Origin of the sequence: Streptomyces sp. NPDC046881 (genome assembly GCF_040645015.1) — a bacterium.
Lineage (GTDB): Bacteria > Actinomycetota > Actinomycetes > Streptomycetales > Streptomycetaceae > Streptomyces.
Genome location: NZ_JBEYXJ010000048.1, coordinates 38,217 through 60,203 on the forward strand (window position 1 = coordinate 38,217; position 21,987 = coordinate 60,203).

Here is a 21,987-nt window from a genome sequence, read left to right on the forward strand (position 1 = left end):
AGCGTCATCGGTCGCAAACGATCCCGCCCCTCGGCCTCCCCGCCGAGGCCGCCGAACCCGGCCCACCATCACCAGCCGCCCGTCCCGAAGTTGCCCCCCGCCCCAGGCCCCCGACGGCCCGCGCGGCCCCTGCCTGCCCGGACTGCCGGAGAGGCCGACCATAATGGAGGGCCTCACCCACTCCACCGGGAGGTACCGTGACCGGTTTGCGTTCTCCGAGCTCCGGGCTCCGCGCGCTGCGGCCCGCGGCCTTCGGCGCGGACCCGGGCGGTGAGCGCCTGGCACGCATCCGCCGCTCGCCCCACTTCAGGAACGGTGTCTTCCAGAACCCCGGCGGCCCCGCCCGCACCCGCCCCTCCGGCTCCACCGTGGACCTGGCGAAGGTGTTCCTGGACAAGGACACCCGGCCGTTGCGCGCCCCCAGGGGCACCGTCCCGGTGCACCCCACCACCTTCGCCGACCTGGCCGGACCGCCCGCCACGGGACTGCGGCTGACCTGGATGGGCCACTCCAGCGTGCTCGCCGAGATCGACGGCCACCGGGTCCTGTTCGACCCCGTCTGGGGCGAGCGCTGCTCCCCGTTCCCCTTCGCCGGGCCCAAGCGGCTGCACCCGGTGCCGCTGCCGTTGGCCGCGCTCGGCCCGGTCGACGTCGTCGTCATCTCCCACGACCACTACGACCACCTGGACCTGCCCAGCATCAAGGCGCTGGCGGACACGGACACCGTGTTCGCCGTGCCGCTCGGCGTCGGCGCCCACCTGGAGCACTGGGGCGTCCCCGCGGACCGGCTGCGCGAACTGGACTGGCACGAGTCCACCAGGATCGGCGGACTGACCCTCACGGCCACCCCGGCCCGGCACTTCTGCGGCCGCGGCCTGCGCAACACCCAGCACACCCTCTGGGCGTCCTGGACCGTCGCCGGCGACGAACACCGGATCTACCACAGCGGTGACACCGGCTACTTCGACGGCTTCAAGGACATCGGCGCCGCGCACGGCCCCTTCGACGCCACGATGATCCAGATCGGCGCGTACAGCGAGTTCTGGCCCGACATCCACATGACCCCCGAGGAGGGCCTGCGCGCCCACCTCGACCTGCAGGGCGGGGCGCCGCACGGCGTGCTGCTGCCGATCCACTGGGGCACCTTCAACCTCGCCCCGCACCCGTGGGCCGAGCCGGGGGAGTGGACCAAGGAAGCCGCCGAGGAGGCCGGCCAGGCGGTGGCCCTGCCCCGGCCGGGCGAGCCCTTCGAACCGGCCGGCAAGCTGCCCGCCGAGGCGTGGTGGCGCGGCGTGTCGGGGGACGTGCGGCGCACCTGGCGCTCGGTCGGCGCCTTCGTCGCGGAGCCGCCCACCCGCGCCACCGGCGACCGCGCGGACTGACCCCGCCGCATGCGCGACATCCCGTGAGGTGCCCTGAGCCCCGTTGAGTGCTCAACCCCCTGGCCAGGAGGTTCGCCTGACGCCTTCGCGGCAGGCGTCACAACAAGTCGGGCGCACTCTCCCGGGCGGGATCTTCGGATGCCGGGTGATCTGGACCGCCGGCCGGGGCGGCTGCACGCAGCGCCGCTTCGACCCGGCGGTTGCTGGTCATGGATGCCGTGACGGCCGTCATCGCCAGGAGGAGGACGGCGGCGGCGTAGAGCGGGGTGCGGATGTCGTAGGTGGTGGCCAGCCAGCCGCCGAGGAAGGCCCCGACGGGAGCGGCGCACATGGCCAGCATGCGGGAGGTGGAGGCCACCCGGCCCATCAGGTGGGCCGGGACGATGGCCTGCCGGAGGGAGGGCGCGAGCACCATGGTGGCGCCCATGCCGGCCCCGCAGACGGCGAGCGCCAGCCCGGCCACGTACGGGTTCGGGGCAGCGGCCAGGCCCAGGACGGCAAGCCCTTCGACTGCGGCTGTGCAGGTCAGTGCGGTGCCGGTGCCGAGTCGTCGGCCGAGGAAGGAGGCGATGCCTGCACCGAGCAGACCGCCGGTGGCCTCCGCCGTGAGGAGCAGGCCGAAGCCGTAGGTGTCGATGCCGAGGCGGTCGTGCGCGAAGAGGGCGAGGACGGTCTCCACAGCGAGGAAGGCGACGTTCCCGACCGCCGGGCGGAGCGCGAGCCCGAGGAGCACCCGGTCCCGGAAGACGTACGAGGCCCCGGCCCGCGCCTGCCGAAGCAGCCCTTCGCGGACCTCCGGCACGGGCCGGGGCATGGCGGGCAGCGTACGTACGAGCAGTGCGGAGAGCATGAACGAGACCGCGTCGGCGAGCAGTGGAACCGCCCGCCCGAGCGCGAGCAGGGCACTGCCCGCAGGCGGCCCCGCGAAGCCGGACATGGCGGTCTGGGCGCCGCGCAGGCGGGAGTTGGCGCGCTCCAGGAGTGCGGGGTCGCGGCCGAGCAGATCCGGTAGATAGGCCGTGGCGGCCGTGTCGAAGAAGAGTCCGCCGAGGCCCAGGAGGAAGGCGACGGCCGCGAGCAGGGGAATGCTCAGCACGTCGAGCGCGGCTGCCGCCGCGGGTATCGCGAGCAGCACCGCACGCGCCGCGTCCGTGACCCACATCGTGCGCCGGCGGTCCCAGCGGTCCACCAGCGCACCGCCGAGCACTCCGAAGAGCAGCCATGGCAGTGTTCCGGCGGCCGTGACGACGGCGAGCGCCATCGGATCCCGCGTCAACGTCAGCGCGAGCAGCGGCAGCGCGGCATGCGTCACCCCGTCACCGAGCGAGGAGATCGTCTGCGCGGTCCACAGCCGTCCGAACCCGGCCGGCAGCTTCCGAAGGACTGAGGTCACTTGGCGTCCCCTTCGGCCCGCTCGCGCGATGCCGGGTGAAACAGCGCGAAGACGAGTGACGCGTCCGGCAGCGACGGATCGGACAGCTCCCGGTACTCGTCCGCCAGTGCCTGCAGCCGCGCACCCAGCTCCGCGAACTGCTCGTCGGTGAGCCGCAGATGCGCCATCCGCACGTACCGCTCGCCGTCCGCCGGCGCTGCCTCCAGGTCCGCCACCGCATGCCGCATCAGCACATCGGGGCCTCCCTCGCCTGGATCAGGCAGCACGATCGCCCGCGCGGCCATGGCGTAGTACCGCTCGGTGACCCCCCGGACCTTCCGCGTTCGCACCACCTTCACCAGGCCGGCCCGTTCGAGCATCCGTACGTGGTAACTGGAACTCCCCTTCGCCAGGCCCACTCGCTCGGCGATCTGCGTGATCGTCGCCGGCTCGAAGCGGAGCACGGCCATGATCCGGTGACGCGTGAGGTTGGAAACGGCGCGTAGCTGCTCGTCGGTGGTGACGTGGAACGTCTCGGGAAGATCATCGGTAGGCATGCGAGCAATGGTCAACGATTCTTGACCATTGGGCAAGGGAATTTCGCGCGGACGTCCGGAATCAGCTGCCGCAGCCTCCAGGGCCTCATCGCCACACCCTTCCGCGGATAAAACGTACGATTGTGAATGAAATGTACGCTGTACGCGGAGTGCGGAGTGCGGTCATGGTGGAGCGCAACAAACCCGACAGGCGGCGGCGCCTGAGCCGCCCCGCGGTGCTCGCCGCGGCCGTCGCCCTGGTGGACCGGGAGGGGCTGGCGGCCCTGACCATGCGCCGCCTGGCGGCGGACCTGGGCGTGGAGCCGATGGCCCTCTACCGGTACACCGACGGCAAGGAAGGACTGCTCGACGGCCTGGTGGAGGCCTTCTTCGCCGAGGTCAACGAACGCCTGCGGACCTCGGTCGAGCAGGTACGCGCCGACACGGCCACCGCCTCCGCCGAACCGCCCTGGCGGACCGAACTGCGGCGCATCGCGCGGGCGTTCGCGGGCGCCGTGCACGCCCATCCCGAAGTGCTGCCCGTAGTGGCCGTCCGTCCGCTCGCCGTGCCCGTGGCCCGGCGGCCCGAGCCCTGGCTCCAGCTCACCGAGCACATGTTCGCCGTCCTCGCCCGCGCCGGATTCGACGACCCCACCGCGCTCACGATCTACCGCACCTTCGTCGCCTGGACCCTCGGCTGCCTGCTCGTGGACAAGCGCCAGGTCGTGGACAACCCCGAGGAGCCGGACCCGGTGCTGCGCCTGGGGCTGCACCGGCTGTCCGCCGCCGACTACCCACGGCTGCGCGCCCTCGTCCCGCACTTCGCCGACTACGACGACGAACGCGAGCTGACGGAGGGTCTGGACAGTCTGCTGAGCCGCATGCCCGAGGCCCCTCTTGACGCCTTCTACGACCGCGGAGCACCCTGAAGATACACCGTACATATCCGGCATGCAGCCGTGGAAGCCGTCAGTCGCCCGCCGTCCCGCGAGGAAAACCGGGCGCCCGGCGGGCGCGTGTCTCCCGCGCGGAAGAAGCCGTCATGTCCAGCACCCCCCAGACCGTCCTGCGCGTGCGTGTCACCACCCGGGACGTCGAAACCCTGCGCGCGCTCCTGCGCGACGTCCGTCCCGACGTCGGAGGGCTCGCCCGCCGCGCCGACGACGGCAGCTGCACCATCGAGGCCTATGTGTCCCCCGAGCAGGCCGAAGCCCTCGCGCGCGAGGGCGTGTCGGTCACCCGGCTCGAGGACGCCACGGCCGTGGGACACGACCGCCAGGCCGAGGTCGGCCACGGCGACCGTTTCGCCCCGGCCGACGCGGTGCCCCACGGGCTGGCCGACAAGGTCTAGGGCGCCGGGAGGAAGACCATGCCGTACCTGAACGTCACCGAGGTCGAGTCCGCCGTGACCAGCCTGGCCACCGCCTTCCCGGACACGAGCACGCTCATCGACCTGCCCGAGCCCTCGGTCGAGGGCCGCGCCTGCCACGCCCTGCGGATCGGAGCCGGACCGGCCGGCACCCACGACTGCGCCGTGCTGATCGGCGGAGTGCACGCCCGTGAATGGGGCAGCTGCGAGATCCTGGTCGGTCTCGCCGCCGACCTGCTCGAGGCGTACGACGCCGGCACCGGACTCGCCTACGGCGGCACCACCTTCACCGCCGACGACGTCCGCACGCTCCTGCGGGAACTGGACCTCGTCGTCTTCCCGCTGGTCAATCCCGACGGCCGGCACTACAGCCAGACGGTCGAGCCGATGTGGCGCAAGAACCGCAACCCGGCGCAGTCCGGCGGCGATCCGGACCGCATCGGCGTCGACATCAACCGCAACTACGACTTCCTGTTCGACTTCGAGACCGCCTTCGACCCCGCCGCGGCACCGCGCGTCTCCACCGACCCGGGCGACCTCGTCTACCAGGGACCCCGGCCCTTCTCCGAACCGGAGACCCGCAACGTCCGCTGGCTGTTCGACACGTATCCGCGCACCCGCTGGTTCGTCGACGTGCACAGCTACTCCGAGGACATGCTGACCGTCTGGGGCGACGACGAGAACCAGTCCGACGACCCCTCCCAGAACTTCCTCAACAGGGACTACGACCACCGGCGCGGCCGCGGCGCGGACTCCTACGCGGAGTATCTCGCCAAGGCCGACGCCGACGACGCCGTGGTGCTCGCCGAGCAGTTCTGCGCGGCGCTGCACGGCGTGCGCGGCCGTACCTACCGTCCGATGTCCGGCTACCACCTGTACCCCACCAGCGGCACCAGCGACGACTACGCCTACTCACGGCACATCGTCGACGAGCAGCAGGGCAAGATCCTCGGCTTCACCGTCGAGTGGGGCGACGCGCCCGGCGGCTTCCACCCGCCCTGGGACGAGATGAAGCGGATCGTCCTGGACGTCGACGCCGGACTCGTCCGGTTCTGCCTCACGGCACTCACCTGACCACCCGGGCCCGACCACCCGACCACCTGAGCATCCCCCTGCCGGATCCGGCAGGGGGATGCTCTCGGCTGCTACGCGGTCCGGTGTGCTACGCGGTCCGGTGGTAGAAGAACGGGTCGATGGACGTCGGCACCCGCGTCACGTTGTCCAGGTCGAGCAACTGGTGGTGCACGAAGTCGGCGTGGCGCTGGTAGGTCACTCCCTCCGGGAAGTTGGCCAGGTCGGGCGTGTTGTTGCCGGAGAACACGCCGTAGAAGTCCCGGCCCACGGTGAGCAGCCGCATGTAGTCGCCCAGGTACGGCAGGAACCGCGCGGCGGGCACGTTGGCCGGCGCCTGGTGGAGCACGTGCCGCTCCGGCGTCGTCCCCCAGTCGTCGGACGTCAGTTCCAGCGAGGTCACCCACTGCCCCTGCTTGAACTGCTGGCAGGCGAGCCCGAGCAGGGAGTCGGTGCTGACGGCCAGTGCCGGGTTCTTGGCGTCGGTGACGGTACGCACGTCCTGCGACCAGGTCTGCCCGCGGTCGGTCGAGTGGCGTACGTGCAGGGTGCAGCCCGTCTGGCTGCCGACGCGGTCGCACCAGGCCACCCAGACGCTCGCCGCGTCCGTCGGGTCGACCGCGATCGACAGGTCGCCGCCGAGGCGCTCCTGGCCCATGAACCCGTTGAACCGCTCGGTCCGCTCGGCCGCCACCCGCTGGCCGATGCCCGAGTCGTCGGCGTCCTTCAGGTCCTGGAAGGCGTTCGCGCCGACGCCGCCGCCGTCGTCGCGGGTGACGACGACGTCGAACGTGACGTTCACGATGCCGCCCCCGCCGGAGGCCGCGTCCGACCAGCTCTCGAAGGCCGCGTACACCGTGCCGTCCGGGTGCAGCGCGGTGCGCACGGGCGGTCCGTCCTGGCCGGAGGTCGTGCGCTGTTCGACGGTGGTGCGCCGGAAGCCGGCGGGCGCCGGGTCCGTGCGGGCGTCGCCGGACACGTCCACGGCGGCGGACCTGGGCTGCTGCCCCAGGTCGTTGTTGGAGACGTAGACGCGGTCGCGGGCGGTGCCGTTCACCCGGACGCTGCCGGCCTGGACCCACGGCTGGTCGACCTCGTCCCGGCTGACCAGGACCTCCATGGCTGCCGAGGAGGCGATGTCCGCGGAGCGCAGGATCTGCATGCGCAGGATGCGGTGCTGCGAGGCCTGGGCGTTGAGGATGCCCGCGTACAGGGCACCTCCCTCGGAGGCGAAGCCGACCGAGATGTCACCGGTGCCCAGGTCCGCGGTCCCGCCCGGGACGATGCTGCGCATCACCCACGTGTGCCCGCCGTCGGTCGACACGTAGACGGGGGCGAGCGAGCCGCCCATCGGGTCGGGGGTGAACGCGGTCGCCACGATCTGCTCGGGGTGCTCGGGGTTGACGGCGAGGCTGGGCTCGGCGTCCTGGGTGCGGTCCCCGCTCAGGGCGACGGGGGTGATGTCGACGACTGTGAGCGTGGCCATGCCCGGTCACCTCCGTGCTGCCTGCAGAGTCTCGAGCCTCTGCACCGGCTGGTAGTCGTCCGGGTGGAGGATCTGGAAGGGCGCCCACCGGGCCGGTTCGCCCTCGGTCGCGTGCAGGAACCACATGCCCTGCTGCGCGGCCTCCGGCTTCGGGGCGTCGTACCAGCGGAAGTCCCGGCTGTTGGGGTAGAGCACGGTGAGCGGCCCCGGGGTCACGTCCCCCTGCTCCACGTGGCCCACGTCGAGTTCCGCGAGCCACCAGTCGGGGGCGTGCTCCGAGACCCGCTCGTCCGCGGCGGGCCCGGTGTCCGCCTGGCGCAGGCCCACCACGACCCCGACCACGACCGCGTCCGCCCCGTCGGCGTGCGCGACCATGTCGGCGTCCTGCAGGTCGCGTTCCACCGCCGAGAACGGCATGGCGTCGGCGGTGCGGGCCGCGCGGGAGACGTGCGGCTGTACGGAGTCGGCGGAGAGCCGCCCGACCTCCCTGACGGCGAGGCCCTCGCCGTAGACCGCGTCGTCGGTGAAGAACGCCGCCGCGTCGCCGACGGCCGGCGGGTCGAGGTCGCCGGACAGCTGTACGGTGACCTCGCTGCCGCCGAGTCGTCGCAACGCGTCGGGCGCGTGCAGTACTTCGGAGACCCGGACCACGGCCGTACGGTCGTCGGCCGGGACGCTCGCCACGCGCGAGTCACCGAGCCGCACGACCGTGCCGAGGAAGCTCAGAGGGGTCTTCCGGACGAGTTCGCCGAGGTCTTCAGGCATGGTGTCCTCCCTGCTCGCCTCAGCCTGATGCCGCTAGCGCGGGGAATGCGCGGCGGCCGGGTGGGCGCGGCGCCACTCCAGGCGCGCGCCCAGCACGCACAGGGCGGTGACCAGTGCGGCGGCGGCCACGATCAGCCATTCCACCGCCCCGCTGCCGGCGTCCGGATCGACGCCGAAGGCGAGTTCGATCCAGTCGGGCCGGATCAGCGTGGCGAGGAAGAGCAGTGCGGACAAGGGTGCCCAGGCCCGCTTCCGCCCAGAAACGCGTCCGGAGGGAGCCCGATGCGTGCAGCGCGTGAAAGGCCATGGGGATGCCTCCCCTCTTGCCGGCGGAGCGCCCGCGGGACACCTACGGGGCACACGTACTCCGTACACCAGTCTCCGCTCGGCGCCCACCCCGGTCAAGGCCAAAGCGAGCACACTCCGTGACGATCGGCCGTGGGGGAGCGGCGTCGGAGACGGGCCCCGGGGGTGGTCCGGCGGTGATCCGTCACCGGGGGAGGCCGTGCGGGTGGGTCGGTCGGAAGCGCGGGGCGCTCCGTCGCCCGTTCCGTTCAAGACCACTTCTGAGCAGGGCTGATCAGATCCGTCGAAGGTTCGATCGCACGCCCTCGACGGGTCATCGGACTTTCGTACGACAGCTCATACCAGAGCGGGACGCTCCTCGGGGGACTTTGTCAACTGCCCACCGCACATGAGGCTCAGGCAACTACTGTGAGTGGCCGTCGGGCGACGCGCGGCCGGTCCGCCGGTGCCGTCGGCCGACGCCGTGATGACGCACGCCCGCATCGACACATGCCCGCGGCGCACCGCACGAGGACACAGGCCCGACGGACAGTACGAGGACGCAGATGTCTCACCTCCGAGCACCGGCCACCCGCGCCGACCGCCGCGAGGGCGGCCGGCACGGGCGGCCGGTCGCCCGACCCGCTCCCGCACTGCCCGAAACCCACATACGGCCCCAGCTCATGCGGCTCGCCGTCCTGCCGCCCCTCGCGGTCGCGCTCAGCGCCACCGCCGCGGTCCTCTTCGGCATCCGCTCCGCCGGCACCCGCACCGGCCCCCTCCTGTGGGCCGTGCTCGCCGGAGCGGTCACCGTGGCCGTCGCCGCGATCCTCATCGCCGCCGTGGCCGCCGACCGCGCCGCCCGCTCGGTCGCCGACCGCGTCGACGCCCTGCGCCGCACCGCCGCGCGCGGCGAGGCCGACCTGCACGCGCTGGTCGACGCGCTCCGCCAGGGCGAGACCCCGCAGCAGCCCGGCCCGCGCCGCCGGCCGCCCGCGGACGCCGACGACTTCGAACTGCTCGCCGCCGACCTGGCCCGCGCGTACGACGGCGCCGTCACCGCCGTCGTCCGGGCCGCCCAGCTCTCCAGCCGGGCCGGCAGCGAACAGAAGCTGGAGGTGTTCGTCAACCTCGCGCGCCGGCTCCAGTCGCTCGTCCACCGGGAGATCTCGATCCTCGACGACCTCGAGAACGAGATCGAGGACCCCGACCTGCTCAAGGGCCTGTTCCACGTGGACCACCTGGCCACCCGGATCCGGCGGCACGCCGAGAACCTCGCCGTGCTCGGCGGCGCGGTCTCCCGCCGGCAGTGGAGCAACCCGGTCAGCATGACCGAGGTGCTGCGCTCCGCCATCGCCGAGGTCGAGCAGTACTCCCGGGTCAAGCTCGTGCCCCCCATCGACGGCGAACTGCGCGGCCACGCCGTCGCCGACGTCATCCACCTGCTCGCCGAACTCATCGAGAACGCCACCGTCTTCTCCGCCCCGCACACCCAGGTCCTGCTGCGCGCCAACCTCGTCACCTCCGGGCTCGCCGTGGAGGTCGAGGACCGCGGACTGGGCATGCCCGTCGGCGAGCAGAGCCGGATGAACGCCCTGCTCGCCGACCCCGACCAGGTCAACGTGGCCAGCCTGCTGGCCGACGGCCGCATCGGCCTCTACGTCGTCTCCCAGCTCGCCCGCCGGCACCACATCCATGTGCGGCTGCAGACCAACATCTACGGCGGTGTGCAGGCCGTGCTCGTCGTCCCGCAGGCCCTCCTGGGCAACGCGCGCGGGGTGCCGGGCACGGATGCCGGGACGGCCGTACCGCAGCCGCAGCCGCAGGGCCGGCCCGCGGCGGACACCGGGGCGTCGCGCCAGGCAGGGGCGGTCGTGCCGGTGCCCGCGCAGGCACCGCGGGGCGGGGGCCCGTCCGGAGCCGGGAACGCTCCCGGAGGCGGGGCCGGTGCCGAGGCCGGGGCGGGCTCCGGGCGACGGCGGCACGCCCAGCGCGGCTCCGGGCGGCGCGGGACCGACAGCGGTGCGCACGGGCGGCACGGAGCCGCCCCCGCCCCGCTGCCCGTGCGCGGCGCCCAGGAGACGCGGCCCACCCCCGCCGAGGCCGTGCCCGGCATCAGTGCCGACGACCGGGCGGCGGTCGAGGCCCACTCGGGCGTGCTGCCCACCCCGCGCGTCGGCCCGGTGCGCGGCACCATGGACAAGCCCCAACTGCCCCGCCGGCGCGCTCAGGAGCACATCGTGCCCCAGCTGCGCGGCGGCCCGGCGCCCCGCCAGGACTCCGACACCGTCGCCGGCCACGACCCCGGCCTGATGGCCGCCTTCCAACGCGGCATCGGCCTCGCCGAGACCCAGCAGAGCCTGGAGCCGGAGCACCGGGGGCCGGAGTACGGCGTGTCGCCGGAGCCCCAGGGTCCGGGCAACGGGGTGTCGTCCGACTACCGGGGGCCGGAGTACGCGGCGTCGCCGGTGGACGGGAAGCCGGGGCACGGACACCTGGGCTCGGCTCCCATGGAGGACGCGCCCATGACCGATGCGCACCTCCCGACCCCCGCGCCCCACTCCGCCGAGCCCGCCCGCGTGCGTCCCGACCACGACGGCGGCCTGGAACCCATGGGCGCCCCACACAGCGGCCCGTACCACGGGGGCTCGGACCCCAGGGGGCCCGAACACGTGGGGTCCGAACATATGGGGTCCCAGCACATGGGGTCCGAACACATGGGGTCGCCGTACGTGGGGTCCGACCGCGCTGGGTCCGACCGTGAGGGGTCCGACCACGTGGGGTTCGACCGTGAGGGGTCCGACCGCGTGGGGCCCACCCACATGGCCTCCGGCCACATGGGCTCGGGCTACACGGGCTCGGGCCACATGGGCTCTAACCACATGGGCTCGGGCCAGACAGACTCCGGTCACACGGGCGTGCTCTACACGAACTCGGGCAACACGGAGTCGGGCCACCCGGACTCCGGTCAGACGCCCATGGTCTACACGGACACGGGTCCCACGGTCATGGACTACCCGGGCCCCGCCCCCACAGCTCCGGGTCAACTGGCCCAGCGTGACGCGACCCAACGCCACGTCGCCCACACCACGACCCCGGACCACACGGCGCCGGAGCACATGGCCCGGCCCGACACGGCCCCGCTCCACACGGCGTCAGGGCAAGTGGCTCAACCCCACACGGCCCCGCTCCACACGGCGTCAGAGCACGTGGCTCAACCCAACACGTCCCCCGACCACACGGCGTCCCACCACATGGCCCGGCCCACCACAACCCCCTTCCACACGCCGCCAGGGCACCTGGCCCCGCCGCACACGTCCCCGGCCCCCCTGTCCCGGGACGACGTGTCCGCGGCCCCCATATCTCCAGCGCACGCCCCCGCGCCCGCAGGCGACGGTGGCCGCGGTGCCGGCCGGTCCGAGGGGAGCGCCCCGGCCGGATGACCGCCCCCGCACCTCCACGCCGTACCCCCACCCCCAGCGCTCCCGCAGATCTTCGTACCCCAAGGAGTCGATCCACCATGGCGAGCGACGCGCCGACCGTTCCCGCATCCGACCTCGACTGGCTGCTGAGCGGCCTCGTGCAGCGCGTACCGCACACCTCCAGCGCGGTGCTCCTGTCCTGCGACGGGCTGGTGAAGTCCGTGCACGGCCTGGACGCCGACAGCGCCGACCACATGGCGGCCCTGGCCTCCGGCCTGTACTCCCTCGGCCGCAGCGCGGGCGTCCGGTTCGGCGACGGCGGAGAGGTCCGCCAGGTCGTCGTCGAGCTCGACTCGACGCTGCTGTTCGTGACCACGGCCGGCTCCGGCACCTGCCTCGCCGTGCTGGCCGGCCGCGAGGCCGACGCGGCGGTGCTCGGCTACGAGATGGCGATGCTGGTCAAGAGCGTCCGCCCGTACCTGGTGACCGCTCCCCGGCAGCACGCCGTCGAATCCACGGCGACGAGGCCTTGAGCGTGCCCGCAGCCGGCGACGGGCCCTGGCTGGACGACGCGGCGGGGCGGCTGGTGCGACCGTTCACGGTCAGCAACGGCCGAACCAGGCCCAGCATCGCCCTCGACCTGATGTCGCAGGTGATGGCCACCGGCGTCACCCCGCTCGGCTACCTCGGGCCCGAACACGCCCAGGCACTCGACCTGTGCCGCGCGCCCGTCTCGGTCGCCGAGGTCGCCGCCCAGCTGAAACTGCCCGCCGTGGTCACCAAGGTGCTCCTGTCGGACCTGGTCGACTGCGGTGCGCTGACCACCAAGCCGCCCGTCTACCACCACACACCCACTGACCGGTCCCTGCTGGAGGCAGTGCTCGATGGACTACGACGACAGCTCTGACCCGTTCCCGACCGCGCTGAAGATCCTGGTCGCGGGCGGGTTCGGGGCCGGCAAGACCACCTTCGTGGGCGCGGTCAGCGAGATCGCGCCGCTCAGCACGGAGGAGCTGCTCACCACGGTCAGCGTCGGCACGGACAGTCTCGACGGCGTCGAGAACAAGATGGAGACCACGGTCGCCATGGACTTCGGCCGGATCACCCTCGATCCGGAACACGTGCTGTACCTGTTCGGCACGCCCGGGCAGGAGCGGTTCTGGTTCATGTGGGACGAGCTGTCCGAGGGCGCGCTCGGCGCGGTGATCCTCGCCGACACCCGGCGCCTGCAGGACTGCTTCGCCGCCGTGGACTTCTTCGAGGAGCGCGGGCTCGCCTTCATCGTCGCCGTCAACGAGTTCGACGGCGCCCACCGCTACGACCCCGAGGAGGTGCGGGCCGCCATCGACCTCGACCCGGAGATCCCGGTGGTGCGCTGCGACGCCCGGATCTCCAGCTCCGGCGTCCAGACCCTGCTCGTCCTCGTCCGTCACCTCCTCGCCCACGCCCCGGCGCCCGCGCCCAGCCACGGCGCCCACATGTGATCCCGTACTACCGCCCACGGAGCCGCTATATGAGGTACGCCCACCGCGCCGGAGCCCGGCCATGAGCTACGAGCCGCCCCGGCCGGTCCGGGGTCTGCTGCTCACCCCCGAGGACAAGGAGGCCCCCGCCCGGGTCCACCGGCTGCGCCGGCTCGGCCTGGCGGACCGGCCCGATCCCGTGCTCGACGCCTTCGCCGGCCACCTCGCCCAGCTCACCGGCGCGCTCTACGCCATGGTCAACTTCATCGGCGAGGACCACCAGTTCTTCGCGGGTCTGAGCGCCCCCGCCACCGCCCCGGTCGTCCGGGACGACGGCAGCAGGGCCGAGATCGGCCGGGTGCTGCCCCGCGACCACGGTTTCTGCCCCCATGTGGTCGTCCGCCGAAAGGCTCTTGTCCTGGAGGACGTCCGCGACTACCCCCGGTTCGCGGGCAACCCGGTCGTCGACGAGTACGGCATCCGGTCCTATCTCGGCGCGCCGCTCATCGACAGCTCCGGCATGACGCTCGGCACCGTGTGCGCCGCCGACACAGCGCCCCGGGCCTGGGGCAGGCCGGGCCTGGAGACCATCAAGGCGCTCGCCGCCGAACTCGTCGTACGCCTGGAACGCGGCGCCGAGGACGGTCTGCCGATCTGACACGCGGAAAGAGCGTGTAGGAAAGCTGAGGCGCCGGTTAAGAAAAGCTCGATGGACCCCGGCCCGCGCATACGGCAGATTGCAGGGTGATTCCACCCCTCTGACCCGGTGCGGGCTCCTTCGGCATGCCCGTGGGCCGGGCCTCACTCACAGGAGCCCTAGCGTTGAAGGCGCTCGTCAAGGAGAAGGCGGAGCCGGGACTCTGGCTGACGGACGTCCCGGAGCCCGCCATCGGCCCCGGTGATGTTCTGATCAAGGTCATGCGGACCGGTATCTGCGGCACCGACCTGCACATCCGGGCCTGGGACGGCTGGGCCCGGCAGACGATCAGCACGCCCCTCGTGCTCGGCCACGAGTTCGTCGGGCAGGTCGTCGAGGTCGGCCGGGACGTGGCCGACATCCGCATCGGCGACCGGGTCAGCGGCGAGGGCCACCTGGTGTGCGGCAAGTGCCGCAACTGCCTGGCCGGCCGCCGCCACCTGTGCCGGGCCACCGTCGGCCTCGGCGTCGGCCGCGACGGCGCGTTCGCCGAGTACGTCGCGCTGCCCGCGTCCAACGTCTGGGTGCACCGGGTCCCCGTCGACCTCGACGTCGCCGCGATCTTCGACCCGTTCGGCAACGCCGTGCACACCGCGCTCTCCTTCCCGCTGGTCGGCGAGGACGTGCTGATCACCGGAGCCGGCCCGATCGGCCTGATGGCCGCCGCAGTGGCCCGGCACGCGGGCGCCCGCCACGTCGTCATCACCGACGTCAGCGAGGACCGCCTGGAGCTGGCCCGCAAGATAGGGGTCAGCCTCGCCCTGAACGTCGCCGAGACGACGATCGCCGACGGCCAGCGCGAGCTGGGGCTGCGCGAGGGCTTCGACATCGGCCTGGAGATGTCCGGCCGCGGCGAGGCCATGCGGGACATGATCGCCAACATGACGCACGGCGGCCGGATCGCCATGCTCGGGCTGCCCGCCCAGGAGTTCCCCGTCGACTGGGCCCGGATCGTCACCTCGATGATCACCATCAAGGGCATCTACGGCCGTGAGATGTTCGAGACCTGGTACGCGATGTCGGTGCTGCTGGAGGGCGGCCTGGACCTCGCCCCGGTGATCACCGGCCGGTACGGCTACCGCGACTTCGAGGCGGCCTTCGCCGACGCGGCGAGCGGCACCGGCGGCAAGGTCATCCTCGACTGGACCGCGTGACCCCCTTCATCCGCAAGCACCTTCAGGAGAGCCCCCATGTTCGAAACCGTCCGTGAGGACCTGCGCGCCACCCTCGACGAGATCCGCGCCGCCGGCCTGCACAAGCCCGAGCGGGTCATCGACACCCCGCAGTCCGCGACCGTCAACGTCTCGGCCGGCGGCCGCCCCGGCGAGGTCCTCAACTTCTGCGCCAACAACTACCTCGGCCTCGCCGACCACCCCGAGGTCGTCGCCGCCGCCCACGCCGCCCTGGACCGCTGGGGCTACGGCATGGCCTCCGTCCGCTTCATCTGCGGCACCCAGGAGGTCCACAAGGAGCTGGAGGCCCGGCTGTCGGCGTTCCTCGGCCAGGAGGACACGATCCTGTACTCCTCCTGCTTCGACGCCAACGGCGGTGTCTTCGAGACCCTGCTCGGCGAGGAGGACGCGGTGATCTCCGACGCCCTCAACCACGCCTCCATCATCGACGGCATCCGGCTGTCCAAGGCGCGCCGCTTCCGCTACGCCAACCGTGACCTGGCGGACCTGGAGGCGAAGCTCAAGGAGGCGTCCGACGCCCGGCGCCGCCTGATCGTCACCGACGGCGTCTTCTCCATGGACGGCTATGTGGCGCCCCTGGCGGAGATCTGCGACCTCGCCGACCGCTACGACGCGATGGTCATGGTCGACGACTCGCACGCCGTCGGCTTCGTCGGCCCCACCGGCCGGGGCACGCCCGAACTGCACGGCGTCATGGACCGGGTCGACATCATCACCGGCACCCTCGGCAAGGCCCTCGGCGGCGCCTCCGGCGGCTATGTCGCGGCCCGCGCCGAGATCGTCGCCCTGCTGCGCCAGCGCTCCCGCCCGTACCTGTTCTCCAACACGCTCGCCCCGGTCATCGCCGCCGCCTCCCTCAAGGTCCTGGACCTGCTGGAGTCGGCCGACGACCTGCGCGTGCGCCTCGCCGAGAACACGGCCCTGTTCCGCCGCCGGATGACCGAGGAGGGCTTCGACGTCCTCCCCGGCGACCACGCCATCGCCCCCGTCATGATCGGCGACGCGGCCGAGGCGGCCCGCATGGCCGAGCTGCTGCTGGAGCGCGGGGTCTACGTGATCGGCTTCTCCTACCCGGTCGTGCCGCAGGGCCAGGCCCGCATCCGCGTCCAGCTGTCCGCCGCGCACTCCACGGACGACGTCAACCGCGCGGTCGACGCGTTCATCGCGGCGCGCGCCGCGCTGGCGGCCTGACCGGCCGGGTGACCTGGGATAATTGAGGTCATGATCGAAGCACGGCGGCTCCACATCCTCCGTGCGGTGGCCGACCACCGCACGGTCACCGCGGCAGCCGCCGCGCTCTACCTCACCCCCTCCGCCGTCTCCCAGCAGTTGACGGCCCTGGAGCAGGAGACCGGCCACCGCCTGGTGGAGCGCGGCGCCAAGGGCGTCCGGCTCACCCCGGCCGGCGAGATCCTGCTCAGCCACACCAACGCGGTCCTCGCCCAGCTGGAGCGGGCCGAGGCCGAGCTGGCCGCCTACGGATCCGGCGAGGCGGGCACGGTCACCGTGGCGGCCTTCGCGACCGGTATCGCCCAGGTCGTGGCCCCGGCCGTGGCCCGCCTCGCCCACTCCGCGCCCGGCATAAGGATCCGTGTGCAGGACGCGGAGGGCGACGCCAGCCTGCCCATGGTGCTGGACCGGCAGGTCGACGTCGCGGTCGCCGTCGAGTACCGGGGCGCGCCGCCCGCCGACGACCCCCGCCTGACCCACGTGCCGCTCTACGCCGAGCCGTTCGACGCCGTCGTACCGGTGGGGCACCGCCTGGCGGACGCCCCCGAGGTGCCCCTCGCCGAGCTGGCCAAGGACCCCTGGATCGGCCCGTACCCCGGCAACCCCTGCCACGACGTGGTCGTCCTGGCCTGCGAGAGCGCCGGCTTCCAGCCGCGCCTCGAACACTCCTCCGACGACTTCCGTGCCGTCGTCGCCCTGGCCTCGGCCGACGCCGGGGTGGCGCTCGTCCCGCGCTCCGCGCTGCGCGGCATGGACCTCGCCGGTGTGGTCGTGCGGCCCGTCGACGGCGTCGCCCCGACCCGCCGGGTCTTCGCCGCCGTCCGCCGGGGCGCCGAGGGGCACCCGCTGATCCGCCCGGTGCTGGAGGCGCTCGGCGAGGCGGCGCAGGCGTGAGGCTTCCGTAACCCTGCCGTCTCATATCCGGGATAGCGTCCCGGACATGAGAAACGAGGAGCACGTAGACGTCCTCATCGGCACCCGGCTGGCCGAACTGCGCGCCCAGCACGGCTGGTCCCTCGGCGAGCTGGCGGAGCGCAGCGGGGTCAGCCGCTCCACCCTGTCCCGCGCCGAACGCGCCGAGACCAGCCCCACGGCCGCCCTCCTGAACCGGCTCTGCCACGTCTACGGCCGCACCATGTCCCAGCTGCTGAGCGAGGTCGAGGCGGCACCGGTCCCGCTGGTCCGGGCCGGCGAGCAGCAGGTGTGGCAGGACCGCGCCGCCGGCTTCGTCCGCCGGTCGGTGTCCCCGCCGCACACCGGACTGCGGGGCGAACTGGTCGAGGGCCGGCTCACCCCGGGCGCGGACCTCGCCTACGACCGCCCGCCCGTGCCCGGCCTGGAACAGCACCTGTGGCTGCTGGCGGGGGCTCTGGAGGTGACCGTGGGGGACCGGGTGCACCGGCTCGACCCGGGTGACTGCCTGCGGATGCGCGTCACCGGCGCCACCCGCTTCCGCTGCACCGGTCCCGACGAGGCCCGTTACGTCCTGGCGGTGGTACGGCCATGAGGGTGGAGCGCTGGACCGGCGACCAGGTCCGTGACCGGGCCGGGGACCTGGCGGAGCTGCTGGCCGACACCGTGGCCTCGGGCGCCTCCGTCGGCTTCCTCGCGCCGCTCGGCCACGCGGAGGCGGCCGCCTGGTGGCGGGAGCAGGCGGCGGCCGCGGCGGCGGGCCGGCTCGCCGTCTGGGCGGCCCTGGACCCGACGGACCGGGTGACCGGCACGGTCAGCCTGGCCTTCCCGGGCAAGCCGAACAGCCGGCACCGGGCCGAACTGGTCAAGCTGATGGTGCACCGCACGGCACGCGGACAGGGGCTGGGCCGCCGGCTCCTGGTCACCGCCGAGCGGGCCGCCGCTGCCGACGGCCGCACCCTGCTCCACCTCGACACCGAGACCGGCAGCCCCGCCGAGCACCTGTACCGCTCGGCCGGCTGGACCGTGGCCGGCACCATCCCCGGCTACGCGGCGAGCCCGGCCGGCGCGTTGCGGCCGACAACCCTGTACTACAAGCAGCTCGGAGGGTGACTGTCAGTGGCAGGGGTTACCTTGCGGGGCATGCCGGATGCAGAAGACGTACGCCGAATCGCCCTGTCCCTGCCGGACACCACGGAGAAGATCGCCTGGAACATGCCCACGTTCCGGGTCGTCGGGAAGATGTTCGCGACCCTGCCCGAGGACGAGACGTCCCTCGCCGTGCGCTGCCCCAAGGACGAGCGCGACGAACTGGTGCTGGCCGAACCGGAGAAGTTCTGGATCGCCGACCACGAGGCCCAGTTCGCCTGGGTGAGGGCGAGACTCGCCTCCCTGGAGGACGAGGAGGAACTGCGGGACATCCTCGCCGACTCCTGGCGCCAGGCCGCCCCGCCCCGACTCCTGGACGCCCACCCCGAGTTGGGGCTGCCGCCCGGGATCTGAAAATCCCGGTGGGCGCACGGCCGGCAGTGGCATGATCCCGCGCGTCGGCGGGCACAGGGGGGAGCACTCGGGATGACCGGAACGGACGCGCGGCGCGACATCGCCGCCCGGGGGGCGGGGGAGACGGCGGGCGGTGCCCCGGCGGTCTGGTCGCGGGACTTCGCGCTGTTCTTCACGGCCCGGGCCGTCGCCCGCCTCGGCGACACCATGCTGCCCGTCGCCCTCGCGGCCGGCCTGCTGGAGCACGGGTACGGAGCCGGCGCGGTCGGCCTCGCCATGGCCTCCACGGCGGCCGCGTTCGCCGGACTCGTGGTCTTCGGCGGGGTCGTCGCGGATCGGTTCAGCACCCGCAGGCTGATGATCGGCGCCGACCTCGTCCGGCTCGGCACCCAGTCCCTCGCCGCGGGCCTGTTCTTCACCGGGCAGGTGGTGTTGTGGCAGATCTGCGCCATCGGCTTCGTCAACGGCGTGGCCGGCGCGGTCTTCCAGCCGGGCGTGGCCAGCACCGTGCCCCGCCTGGCCGCCGACGTCCAGGGCGCGAACGGCGCGATCCGGGTCGCCGAGTCCGCGGCCCAGCTCGCCGGCCCGGCCGTCGCCGGGGTCCTGGTCGGCCTCGCCTCGCCCGGCGGTGTCTTCGCCGCGCACGCCACCACCTACGCGCTCAGCGCCCTGTGCCTGCTGCTGCTCCGGCTGCCCCCGCTGCCCGCCGGCCCCCGCGCCGCCGCCGGCTCCGCCACGCGCGCCTTCCGCGCCGATCTCGTCGACGGCTGGCGGGAGTTCCGCTCCCGCACCTGGCTGTGGGGCGTGATCGCCGTGTGGTGCCTGTACATGATCGCCGTCTGGGGCCCGACCGTGCCGCTCGTGGCCACCGAGGTCGTACGGCACCACGGGCCGGGCGCCTACGGCCTGGTCAACTCGGCCCTCGGCGTGGGCACGGTGATCGGCGGCCTGCTCGCCCTGCGGCTGCGCCCGCGCCGCATGCTCCGTGCGGGCGCCCTGTCCCTGTTCGCCTTCTTCGGTTTCCCGGCGGCCGTCGGGGCGGGCCTCGGGCTGTCGGCCATGGCGGCCGGGGCCGCGCTGGCCGGTGCCGGGATGTCGTTCTGGGGCGTGATGTGGGCGACCACCGTCCAGACCCAGGTCCCCGCCGACGTCCTCAACCGCATCCACGCCTACGACGTGGCCGGCTCCCTCGCCATGATGCCGGTCGGCCAGGCCCTCGCCGGCCCCGCGGCCGGAGCACTGGGTGCCGGTCACGTCCTGCTGGCCGCCGGTGCCGTGAGCCTGCTCGTGGCGGTGATCCTGCTGGCCGTCCCGCCGATACGCGACCTGGCCCGGGCCGACGCGGCCGCACCCGCCGTGTCCTGAACCCGTGGGCTCACCCGCGCCCCGCCGTCGTCCGTCCGGCGTCCGCGAACCGGCCGATCCGCTCCCGCAGGCTCGCCGGGTCCAGCCCGTGCGCGGCCACATGCTCCTCGATCGTGCCGTAGCGGCGCAGCTCGCGGCGGCCGACGCCGAGGCCGAGCACCCGGTGCGGCACATCGGCCAGCGCCTCGCTCACCGCGGCCGTCGACGTCCCCGCCAGGTACGGCTCGACCAGCACCACGTCCGTGCCCGCCGCCTGCGTCGCCCGGCGCAGCCCGGCCGCGTCGAAGGGCCGTACGGTCGTCGCGTACAGCACGGTCACGTCCAGGCCCTCCGTGGCGGCGAGGACCGCGTCCAGCACCGGCCCGACGGCGACGACCACACCGGAGCGGCCCTCGCGGACGGTGCGGAAGCGCTGCCCGTCGACCGCCCGGCCCTGCCGGTTGGACTGCACGGACAGGCGCACGTACACCTTGTCGTCCCCCGCGGCGACCGCGTGCCGCAGCAGCGTCTCGGCCTCGTCCGGATGCCCGGGCACGTGCACGGTCCAGCCGTCCAGCGTGTCCAGGAGGGCTATGTCGCCCGGGGCCATGTGTGTGAAGCCGCCGGCCGGCCAGTCGAAGGAGGCGGCGGCGCTGACCAGCACCGCGCCCGTGTCCTGGTGCCCCAGATCCAGTTTGAGCTGCTCGAACGGCCGCTCCACGAGGAAGCTGGCGAAGGTGTGCACGACCGGCCGCAGCCCGGTGAGCGCGAGCCCCGCCGCCGCCCCGACCAGCAGCTGCTCGCGGATGCCGACGTTGATCACCCGGTCGGGGTGCCGGCGCTCGGCCTCGCGGAACCCGTCCCGGCCGATCTCGGCGAGGACGACCGCTACCCGCGGGTCCTCGTCCAGCAGCCGGGAGACGACGGGGGCGAGACGGTCACGCATGGTGTCCATGGGAGGTGTGCCCTTTCGGAAGGCTTCGCAGAGCGTGCGGAGAGCAGGGGAGGATCACAGGGGAGGGTCAGGCGTTCTTCGGTTCGACGCAGGCCACGACCGCATGCGGCCGGCCCGGGTGCGGCGCGGTGAACGCCGCGTACAGCGCCTCGTGGTCGCGCCCGTCGACGGTCACCGCGGACCAGCCCGCCGCCTCGAAACGGGCGGCGATCCCGCCGGGCAGCGCGTGGCTGGCGGAGGAGTTGTCGATCACGACGGTGTGCAGCCGGTCCAGTCCGGCCGGCCCGGCGAACGCGATCGCCTCGTGGTTGCTGCCCTCGTCCAGCTCGGCGTCCCCGATCAGCACCCACACCGCCGGGTCGGTCCGGCCCTGCGCCCGCAGGCCCAGCGCGGTGCCCACGGCGATCGGCAGCCCGTGTCCGAGCGACCCGCTGCCGATCTCGGCCCCCGGCACCAGCACCCGGTCCGGGTGATGGCCGAGCGGGGAGTCGTACGATCCGAAGCCCGGCAGCCAGTCCACCGGCACGAAGCCCTTCGCGGCGAGCACCGCGTAGTACGCCATGGGGCCGTGCCCCTTGCTCAGCAGGAACCGGTCCCGGGCCGGGTCCTCCCGCCGCTCCGGCGCGACCCGGAGCACCCGGTCGTAGAGCACCCACAGCACGTCGAGCGTGGAGGTGGCCGCCGGGCCGTGCTTCTCGTCGCCGGTCATCATGCCCATCAGCCGGGGCAGGTCGGCGTAGCCGTAGGTGCGGCTCTGTTCCGCTGCGGTCGTCATGCCGGTGATCGTGCAACCTCAACCGAGCTTGAGGTCAACACCGAAAGGGGCGCGCGACCACCGATCCGAGTGCGGTATTGTTTCCCTGCACGTTGCGACCGGGGAAACCCCAGGTCAAACGGCACCGGGACGTGGCGCAGCTTGGTAGCGCACTTGACTGGGGGTCAAGGGGTCGCAGGTTCAAATCCTGTCGTCCCGACTCGTGAGAGTCGCCCGTGAGGGCCGGT

22 protein-coding genes, 1 tRNA gene and 1 pseudogene are annotated in these 21,987 nt (G+C 73.2%); 17 read left to right on the forward strand and 7 right to left on the reverse strand.

What is annotated here, in order from left to right; translation table 11 throughout:
• Positions 1-197 precede the first annotated feature (197 nt).
• A complete protein-coding gene (locus ABZ923_RS22755; protein ID WP_361474747.1) occupies positions 198-1,382 on the forward strand; it encodes an MBL fold metallo-hydrolase in 1,185 nt (394 codons plus the stop codon).
• Positions 1,383-1,479: 97 nt separating this feature from the next.
• Here ABZ923_RS22755 and ABZ923_RS22760 read toward each other — a convergent pair whose 3' ends face one another.
• A complete protein-coding gene (locus ABZ923_RS22760; protein WP_361474749.1) occupies positions 1,480-2,775 on the reverse strand; it encodes an MFS transporter in 1,296 nt (431 codons plus the stop codon).
• Positions 2,772-3,311 (reverse strand): winged helix-turn-helix domain-containing protein, encoded by a 540-nt coding sequence (locus tag ABZ923_RS22765; protein ID WP_361474751.1) that lies wholly within the window; start codon positions 3,309-3,311, stop codon positions 2,772-2,774. The genes ABZ923_RS22760 and ABZ923_RS22765 overlap by 4 nt, the downstream gene beginning before the upstream one ends.
• A 164-nt stretch (positions 3,312-3,475) precedes the next feature.
• Here ABZ923_RS22765 and ABZ923_RS22770 point away from each other — a divergent pair, with 164 nt between their 5' ends.
• From ABZ923_RS22770 to ABZ923_RS22780, 3 genes are all read left to right on the forward strand, one after another.
• On the forward strand, positions 3,476-4,219 hold the full coding sequence (locus tag ABZ923_RS22770; protein ID WP_361474753.1) for a TetR/AcrR family transcriptional regulator C-terminal domain-containing protein: 744 nt from the start codon (positions 3,476-3,478) through the stop codon (positions 4,217-4,219).
• Between the two features lie 113 nt (positions 4,220-4,332).
• A complete protein-coding gene (locus tag ABZ923_RS22775) occupies positions 4,333-4,641 on the forward strand; it encodes a hypothetical protein (protein WP_361474755.1) in 309 nt (102 codons plus the stop codon).
• A gap of 18 nt (positions 4,642-4,659) precedes the next feature.
• Positions 4,660-5,733 (forward strand): M14 family metallopeptidase, encoded by a 1,074-nt coding sequence (locus ABZ923_RS22780; RefSeq protein WP_361474757.1) that lies wholly within the window; start codon positions 4,660-4,662, stop codon positions 5,731-5,733.
• Positions 5,734-5,821: 88 nt separating this feature from the next.
• Here ABZ923_RS22780 and ABZ923_RS22785 read toward each other — a convergent pair whose 3' ends face one another.
• From ABZ923_RS22785 to ABZ923_RS22795, 3 genes are read right to left on the reverse strand one after another with little or no spacing between them, the layout of a single operon-like run.
• Positions 5,822-7,216 carry a hypothetical protein gene (locus tag ABZ923_RS22785; protein WP_361474759.1) on the reverse strand — a complete coding sequence of 465 codons (1,395 nt, stop codon included), beginning with the start codon at positions 7,214-7,216 and terminating at the stop codon, positions 5,822-5,824.
• Positions 7,217-7,222: 6 nt separating this feature from the next.
• Entirely contained in the window at positions 7,223-7,981 is a 759-nt protein-coding gene (locus tag ABZ923_RS22790) for a hypothetical protein (RefSeq protein WP_361474761.1), read from the reverse strand.
• A gap of 33 nt (positions 7,982-8,014) precedes the next feature.
• The gene (locus ABZ923_RS22795; protein ID WP_361474763.1) at positions 8,015-8,215 is read right to left on the reverse strand and encodes an ABC transporter permease; all 201 of its coding nucleotides are present in this window, start codon (positions 8,213-8,215) and stop codon (positions 8,015-8,017) included.
• A 617-nt stretch (positions 8,216-8,832) separates the two neighbouring features.
• Here ABZ923_RS22795 and ABZ923_RS22800 point away from each other — a divergent pair.
• The 12 genes and pseudogenes from ABZ923_RS22800 to ABZ923_RS22855 all read left to right on the forward strand — a co-directional run.
• Positions 8,833-10,632 (forward strand): annotated as a pseudogene (locus ABZ923_RS22800) (ATP-binding protein); the annotation flags it as partial.
• A gap of 1,154 nt (positions 10,633-11,786) precedes the next feature.
• Entirely contained in the window at positions 11,787-12,221 is a 435-nt protein-coding gene (locus ABZ923_RS22805) for a roadblock/LC7 domain-containing protein (protein WP_361474765.1), read from the forward strand.
• Between the two features lie 2 nt (positions 12,222-12,223).
• A complete protein-coding gene (locus tag ABZ923_RS22810; protein WP_361474795.1) occupies positions 12,224-12,595 on the forward strand; it encodes a DUF742 domain-containing protein in 372 nt (123 codons plus the stop codon).
• On the forward strand, positions 12,573-13,172 hold the full coding sequence (locus ABZ923_RS22815) for an ATP/GTP-binding protein (RefSeq protein WP_361474767.1): 600 nt from the start codon (positions 12,573-12,575) through the stop codon (positions 13,170-13,172). The genes ABZ923_RS22810 and ABZ923_RS22815 overlap by 23 nt, the downstream gene beginning before the upstream one ends.
• A 61-nt stretch (positions 13,173-13,233) precedes the next feature.
• Complete coding sequence (locus ABZ923_RS22820) at positions 13,234-13,809, forward strand: GAF domain-containing protein (RefSeq protein WP_361474769.1); 576 nt, start codon at positions 13,234-13,236, stop codon at positions 13,807-13,809.
• 164 nt (positions 13,810-13,973) lie between these two features.
• Positions 13,974-15,002: an L-threonine 3-dehydrogenase gene (gene tdh, locus ABZ923_RS22825; RefSeq protein WP_361474771.1), complete on the forward strand. Its 1,029-nt coding sequence runs from the start codon at positions 13,974-13,976 to the stop codon at positions 15,000-15,002.
• Positions 15,003-15,038: 36 nt separating this feature from the next.
• Entirely contained in the window at positions 15,039-16,232 is a 1,194-nt protein-coding gene (locus tag ABZ923_RS22830) for a glycine C-acetyltransferase (protein WP_361474773.1), read from the forward strand.
• 30 nt (positions 16,233-16,262) lie between these two features.
• A complete protein-coding gene (locus tag ABZ923_RS22835) occupies positions 16,263-17,165 on the forward strand; it encodes a LysR family transcriptional regulator (protein WP_361474775.1) in 903 nt (300 codons plus the stop codon).
• Positions 17,166-17,211: 46 nt separating this feature from the next.
• Positions 17,212-17,778, forward strand: a complete 567-nt coding sequence (locus ABZ923_RS22840; protein WP_361474777.1) for an XRE family transcriptional regulator — start codon at positions 17,212-17,214, stop codon at positions 17,776-17,778.
• Complete coding sequence (locus ABZ923_RS22845) at positions 17,775-18,296, forward strand: GNAT family N-acetyltransferase (protein WP_361474779.1); 522 nt, start codon at positions 17,775-17,777, stop codon at positions 18,294-18,296. The genes ABZ923_RS22840 and ABZ923_RS22845 overlap by 4 nt, the downstream gene beginning before the upstream one ends.
• A 30-nt stretch (positions 18,297-18,326) precedes the next feature.
• Complete coding sequence (locus tag ABZ923_RS22850; RefSeq protein WP_361474781.1) at positions 18,327-18,686, forward strand: MmcQ/YjbR family DNA-binding protein; 360 nt, start codon at positions 18,327-18,329, stop codon at positions 18,684-18,686.
• A gap of 72 nt (positions 18,687-18,758) precedes the next feature.
• A complete protein-coding gene (locus ABZ923_RS22855) occupies positions 18,759-20,051 on the forward strand; it encodes an MFS transporter (protein WP_361474783.1) in 1,293 nt (430 codons plus the stop codon).
• 10 nt (positions 20,052-20,061) lie between these two features.
• Here ABZ923_RS22855 and ABZ923_RS22860 read toward each other — a convergent pair whose 3' ends face one another.
• On the reverse strand, positions 20,062-20,985 hold the full coding sequence (locus ABZ923_RS22860) for a transketolase C-terminal domain-containing protein (protein ID WP_361474785.1): 924 nt from the start codon (positions 20,983-20,985) through the stop codon (positions 20,062-20,064).
• Between the two features lie 67 nt (positions 20,986-21,052).
• Complete coding sequence (locus tag ABZ923_RS22865) at positions 21,053-21,760, reverse strand: transketolase (RefSeq protein ID WP_361474787.1); 708 nt, start codon at positions 21,758-21,760, stop codon at positions 21,053-21,055.
• 125 nt (positions 21,761-21,885) lie between these two features.
• Between ABZ923_RS22865 and ABZ923_RS22870 the strand changes: the two genes are divergently transcribed.
• A tRNA-Pro gene (locus ABZ923_RS22870) sits at positions 21,886-21,959 on the forward strand.
• Positions 21,960-21,987: the final 28 nt, after the last annotated feature.